This window comes from Candidatus Clostridium stratigraminis (assembly GCF_045310675.1).
GTDB classification, from domain to species: Bacteria; Bacillota; Clostridia; order Clostridiales; family Clostridiaceae; genus Clostridium_AT; species Clostridium_AT stratigraminis.
Genome location: NZ_JBJHZZ010000014.1, coordinates 65,640 through 71,706 on the forward strand (window position 1 = coordinate 65,640; position 6,067 = coordinate 71,706).

Genomic DNA, 6,067 nt, shown 5'->3' on the forward strand with positions numbered 1-6,067 from the left:
TATACTGCCATAAATGTCAATATAAACGCCGCTTTACTATTTAAGGGAAATATTTAGTTTATCTGAGTTTTTTAGTCCCTTGAATACAAGATCATAGGACAAGTCTATAAGTAAGCGGACCTTTTCCTCTTCTATAGAATCATCAAGCTGAATGGTATTCCAATGGAACTTATTTAAATGATATCCAGGTGTAATTGAACTATATTCTCTCCTTAAGTCCTGAGAAAGATATGGCTCACATTTTAAACTTATAGATAAAGGATTACTATTTTTATTAGTTAATGCAAACATCTTTGAACCAACTTTAAAAACCGTAGTTTTATCATCAAAGGGGTAAGTTTCAGCTGCGCCCTTTTTACTTAAGCAATAATTTTTAAACCATTCAAAATCCATTAACTAGGTCACCACCTTATTTTATATTTCTTTTTCTTCCAAAGAAAAGATCATATAAATAAACAAGGGCTGCCACAATCAATAGTAAATGAATAAATCTACCACCCATTCTAAAAATAAAGCCTAAAACCCAGAAAAATACTACTATACCACCAAGCCATCTTAAAAACCCCATTTTTCAAACCTCCATATAAAATATGTTATAGTAATAATTTTACTGAGTTTCTTTAATAAATTCAATTCTTAAATAAGACAAAGTATTATCAATTAGCTTTATATACAGTATCTAATACCACTTATCACGGAGAATCAAATAAACTCTCATTTTTCCTTAGGATTACATGTTATTAGTCTATTTATTTTTAAAACTAAGTCTTACCTTATCCAATTAAACGTAGATTTAATTTTCATAAGCGCTACTATACATTTGCTTTATTTCACTTATTAATGGATATCTTGGATTTGCCCCTGTACACTGGTCATCAAAGGCCTGTTCAGACATTTCATCTAAAGTTATATAGAAATTCTTTTCTGAAACTCCTGCTTCCTTTATAGTTTTTGGCATATTAACCTGTGCCTTTAAGTCTTGTATAGCCTTTATTAATAATTCAACCTTTTCATCTTCTGAATTTCCGCCAAGATTTAAATAATCAGCAATTCTCGCATACCTAAATTTCGCATTTGGATATTTATATTGTGGAAAAGCTGCTTGCTTTCTTGGATTATCTACCGCATTATATTTAATGACTTCGTCAATCATTAAGGCATTAGCTATTCCATGAGGAATATGATGCATTGATCCGAGTTTATGAGCCATTGAATGACAAATTCCTAAAAATCCATTTGCAAAAGCCATTCCTGCCATAGTTGAAGCGTGAGCCATTTTTTCTCTTGCCTTAATGTTTGTAGTACCTTCATTATAAGCGGCTGGTAAATACTTAAATATCAATCTTATTGCTTCAAGTGCTAATCCATTAGTATACTCTGAAGCTAATACTGATACGTAGGCTTCTAAGGCATGTGTAAGAGCATCTATTCCCGAAGCTGCTGTTAGGCCCTTTGGCATCTTCATCATAAGCTCAGTGTCTACTATTGCCATATCAGGAGTTAATTCATAGTCAGCTAATGGGTATTTCACTTCTGTTTTCTCATCAGTTATAACTGCAAAGGGTGTTACTTCTGAACCAGTTCCTGCAGAGGTTGGAATCGCAACCATCATAGCCTTTTCACCCATTTTAGGGAAGGTATAAACTCTCTTACGAATATCCATAAATCTCATTGCCAAATCTTCAAAACGAACTTCTGAATGCTCGTAAAGTACCCACATGATTTTAGCAGCGTCCATAGGTGAACCTCCGCCTAAAGCTATAACTGTATCAGGTTTAAAGCTTGCCATTTCTGCTGCACCCTTTCTTGCAGTTGCAAGTGTAGGATCTGGAGCAACGTCATAAAACACCTTATAGTCAATTCCTATTTCCTCTAGAACTTTTATAACAATATCTATGAAGCCTAAATCATATAATACCTTATCAGTAACTATAAAGGCCTTTTTCTTACCTAAGACTTTAAGTTCTCGTAAAGCAACTGGTAGACAACCAAATTTGAAGTATATTTTTTCTGGAACTCTAAACCAAAGCATATTCTCTCTCCTTAAAGCTACATTTTTAATGTTTAGAAGATGTTTTACTCCTACGTTTTCAGATACTGAGTTTCCACCCCAGCTGCCACAGCCTAGTGTTAAAGATGGAGCAAGTCTAAAGTTGTAAATATCTCCTATAGCACCTTGAGAGGAAGGCATGTTTACTATCGTTCTTCCGGTTTTCATTGCTGCTCCGAACTTTTCAATTCTTTCCTTTGACTTTACTTGGTCTGTATACAATACTGAAGTATGTCCAAATCCGCCTAATTCAACTAACCTTGCTGCCTTTTTAAGGGCTTCATCAAAGCTTTTTACTCTATACATTCCTAGTATTGGTGATAGTTTTTCATGAGAAAAGGCTTCTTCAAGTTCAACAGACTCTACCTCCCCAATTAATACTTTAGTTACTTCTGCTACTTTTACTCCAGCCATTTCAGCTATTTTAAAGGCTGGCTGTCCAACTATTTTTGAATTTAAAGAGCCATTTATTAAAATCGTTTTTCTAACCTTATCTACTTCCTCATCCTTTAAGAAATAAGCTCCTCTTTCCTCAAATTCTTTTCGAACTTCATCATATACTTCATCCATAACAATAACAGTTTGTTCAGAAGCACATATTACACCATTATCAAAGGTTTTTGAAAGAAGAATAGAACTTACAGCCATTTTTATATGAGCTGTTTCATCTATAATTGCAGGAGTGTTTCCTGCTCCAACTCCAATTGCAGGTTTACCTGAGGAATATGCAGCTTTTACCATACCAGGACCACCTGTTGCTAATATTATGTCTGCCTCTGACATTACCATCTGTGAAAGTTCAACTGTAGGCTCATCTATCCATCCTATAATCCCTTCTGGTGCACCAGCTTTTACTGCAGCATCCAACACTATTTTTGCTGCAGCTATAGTTGACATCTTAGCTCTTGGATGTGGAGAAAAGATTATTCCATTTCTTGTTTTTAAAGCAATTAAGGCTTTAAAAATTGCAGTAGAGGTTGGATTTGTTGTAGGAACTATAGCTGCGATTACACCTATTGGTTCTGCAACTTTTGTTAGTCCAAAAGCCTCATCTGTTTCTATAACACCACAGGTTTTTTCATCTTTATACTGATTATATATATATTCAGAAGCAAAGTGATTTTTTATTACCTTATCTTCTACTATTCCCATTCCTGTTTCTTCAACTGCCATTTTAGCTAATTTAATTCTAGCATTATTTGCAGCCATTGCAGCTTGTCTAAATATTTCATCTACCTGATCCTGTGAGTAGGTTGAGAACTTCTTTTGAGCTGCTTTAACCTGTTCCATTTTTTGCATAAGTTCTTCTACGTTTGTTACCATCATAATAATTCCTCCTATAAAACTTAATTGTTAATTATTTAACTATATTTTTATTATAAAGTCTTTAATTTTATAATGCAATAGTTTTTGTTAAATTTTAAACAAAGTATTTTTCAATTTTAACTCCTTATAACATAGTATTATCAGCATTTGTTTGTAAACGATTTTTATATATAGTAATACATTTTCTAAAAAGAATAAGGCAAAATCATAATTTATTGTTTATTATTTAACAATTAAACGATAAAAATACCGCATTAACTTAATGCAGTAGCAATTTTTCTTACATATAATAGTACATCTCCAGGATTATCGTCAACAATCAGATACAGCTTTTCACTTTCAGGAGAAGGATAGTAATAGCTCAAATCGTAGTCGTCTTGGACATAATCAATTACTCCAATAACAGCAGGCTTCCATCCCTTATCGATTAACTTCTCAAATATATTTTCCTTTATTAAAATTTCAACAGACTGAGGCTCATAGCTTTTATTCCATAAAATATTCCAAGCTTCTTCAAAATCAAATTCTATCAAATTATCTAACTCAAGGACCGCAGTTTCTGCGGAATAATGTGCAGTCATTTCACTTATTCTTATTTTTCCAAAACTTTTAATAATATAACTAAATTTGTATTTTCCTTTAATTCTTGTGTAAAGCTTATCCTTCTCCACTGCCTGCCAGCCGCTTTTTACTAGTTGAATATCTGTATAAGCAGAGGTCATCTTTACTTTAAATTCCATTACTTTCATAGTTGCTGCTCCTCATCGTCAATTTAAATCTTATTACTAGGTATATTATATCATATTCTTTTTGCTCTAAATAATAAATTATTAACCAATTTAAAAACTATAGCATAAAATGTACTGTAATCTTTTTTAAAGGAGTCTGAAAATGAGCTATAATTATGAGGATAACGAAATCTTTGATGAAAAAGATGCTGATAATGAGCTAAGCAAAGATAAAGGTCTGCCTGAATATGAAGAATTATACGATCCAGAAGAAGATGTAGCTTCCAATATGGATAGGGGCTATAGTTTTAACTATGATGAAATTGATAATGTTTTTATTCCATTTTACACTTGTCCATATTTTAGACAACAGCAATTCCCAGGTGGAAATAATCCACCCCCAAGGCCACCCGTTGGATCACCTGGAGGTCATCCTGGAATACCACAAGGCGGGCATGGTGGACATCAAGGTATGCCGTCTTCTCCACCACCTGGTTTTATACCTCCAAAACCACATATGCATGGCGGTATTTCTCCACATGCTATAGACCCAGGTGCTATAATGCCATGTAGGTTTAGATTTTCTTATATTTGGTTAAGGAACGGTAATTCCTTCTGGGCTTATATAACCCATGTTGGAAGAACCTCAATAGCAGGCTTTAGATGGAATGGCCGCAGATGGATTTATTTTGGAATGGCTCTAAGAAATATTGAAAGCTTTACCTGCCATTAAGAATAAAGACATGAAGAGATGCTGAGGTAAATATGATCCTTCGCCTGTAGGCGAAATAACAAAGGAATCCTTTAACGCACCCTTGCAGCCTCCACCAAATTATATTCCTGATATATGTAGAGCAAAAGCCCTTGGCATGTGCAGTCCTCCGAAGTCTAATAAAATTCTACCCACAACCTTAACTCCTTGTTTTTTTAAAATCACTTATATATGGCTAAAGGACTATACTGGCGTATGGGTAAAACCTATTAATTTATCTGAAGATTTTTGGATTTGCTGGGTATGGAATTTAAACCTATGGATCTTGACTAAAATACCTATTATAAATATAGAAGCCTTCATATGCAATTAAAAAAGCTGCAGGAATTCCTGCAGCTTTTTAATTTCCTAATTATACTTTATTAATTAAACATTAACCTTCTTCTTTTTTCTGTCATAGAGTATAACAGCTGCTCCTAATGCTGCAATTAATGCACCAAAGTCAACAACCATTGTAAAGTCTACTGGTGATCCAGTTTGAGGAAGCTTATCAGAAGAAATTGCTGTATTATCTATTACAAAGTAATCACTGCAATGATCTGTTGTAAATACTATATACCCATTAGCATCTACAGCTACATCCTTCTGTGCAACTTCATAAGTATTCTTATCTGCAAAGTATCTTAATACATTTACAGTTTTATTAGCCCAATCCTTACCTATAAATACTTTAACATCAGCTTTTCCTGGTAATTTACCTTCATAAGTAAAGGAGAAGGAAGCAATAGCAACATCTTTTCCTACTATAGCCTTAGCTTTAGCAGCTTCTTTAGCCTTAAGATCAGCACTAACTGTCTTTAAGGATAAATCTATGTCCTTTATTAACTCTGGCTTAATATTAAGTCCATTAAAGGTCCAAGTTACTCCATCCTTTTGGAAGGTTATAGTTTTATCCTTGCCAGCTATTGCTGTAAATACATCTTTTGATACTACTGAATTAGATGTTATATCTACTACAGTAGTAGATTTATCAGCTGCTGCTTTTATTGCATCAACTACTTTTGAAGTTTCGTTTGCAATTGGCTTAACTTCAGTTTGTTGAACAACAGCAGTTGTGTAGATCTTCCAGTTATTTGCGTTAGTTGGAGATATAGTTTTATTATCCTCAACATACTTAAACATCATATTTCTTACTTGTCCATCATCTCCAAGAGCCTTAGCTGAATCATAGTAGGTAGCAGCAATAGTTGC

5 protein-coding genes and 1 pseudogene are annotated in these 6,067 nt (G+C 33.7%); 1 reads left to right on the top strand and 5 read right to left on the bottom strand.

Annotation, left to right across the window (positions count from 1 at the left end; genetic code table 11):
- Positions 1-36: 36 nt before the first annotated feature.
- The 4 genes from ACJDUG_RS15025 to ACJDUG_RS15040 form a co-directional block, all read right to left on the bottom strand.
- Positions 37-393: an MmcQ/YjbR family DNA-binding protein gene (locus ACJDUG_RS15025; protein WP_406770691.1), complete on the bottom strand. Its 357-nt coding sequence runs from the start codon at positions 391-393 to the stop codon at positions 37-39.
- A gap of 16 nt (positions 394-409) precedes the next feature.
- Positions 410-568, bottom strand: a complete 159-nt coding sequence (locus ACJDUG_RS15030) for a lmo0937 family membrane protein (protein WP_406770692.1) — start codon at positions 566-568, stop codon at positions 410-412.
- A 225-nt stretch (positions 569-793) separates the two neighbouring features.
- Complete coding sequence (adhE, locus tag ACJDUG_RS15035) at positions 794-3,376, bottom strand: bifunctional acetaldehyde-CoA/alcohol dehydrogenase (protein ID WP_406770693.1); 2,583 nt, start codon at positions 3,374-3,376, stop codon at positions 794-796.
- A 254-nt stretch (positions 3,377-3,630) separates the two neighbouring features.
- Complete coding sequence (locus ACJDUG_RS15040; protein ID WP_406770694.1) at positions 3,631-4,125, bottom strand: hypothetical protein; 495 nt, start codon at positions 4,123-4,125, stop codon at positions 3,631-3,633.
- Between the two features lie 142 nt (positions 4,126-4,267).
- Here ACJDUG_RS15040 and ACJDUG_RS15045 point away from each other — a divergent pair, with 142 nt between their 5' ends.
- Positions 4,268-4,837 (top strand): hypothetical protein, encoded by a 570-nt coding sequence (locus tag ACJDUG_RS15045; RefSeq protein ID WP_406770695.1) that lies wholly within the window; start codon positions 4,268-4,270, stop codon positions 4,835-4,837.
- A gap of 405 nt (positions 4,838-5,242) precedes the next feature.
- Here ACJDUG_RS15045 and ACJDUG_RS15050 read toward each other — a convergent pair.
- Positions 5,243-6,067, bottom strand: a pseudogene (locus ACJDUG_RS15050) (5'-nucleotidase C-terminal domain-containing protein); the annotation flags it as partial.

Excerpts from the sequence above, each read along its gene's own strand:
- ACJDUG_RS15025 (WP_406770691.1), bottom strand. The coding sequence starts at position 393 with ATGGATTTTGAATGGTTTAAAAATTATTGCTTAAGTAAAAAGGGCGCA.
- ACJDUG_RS15030 (WP_406770692.1), bottom strand. The coding sequence starts at position 568 with ATGGGGTTTTTAAGATGGCTTGGTGGTATAGTAGTATTTTTCTGGGTT.
- adhE (WP_406770693.1), bottom strand. The coding sequence starts at position 3,376 with ATGATGGTAACAAACGTAGAAGAACTTATGCAAAAAATGGAACAGGTT.
- ACJDUG_RS15040 (WP_406770694.1), bottom strand. The coding sequence starts at position 4,125 with ATGAAAGTAATGGAATTTAAAGTAAAGATGACCTCTGCTTATACAGAT.
- ACJDUG_RS15045 (WP_406770695.1), top strand. The coding sequence starts at position 4,268 with ATGAGCTATAATTATGAGGATAACGAAATCTTTGATGAAAAAGATGCT.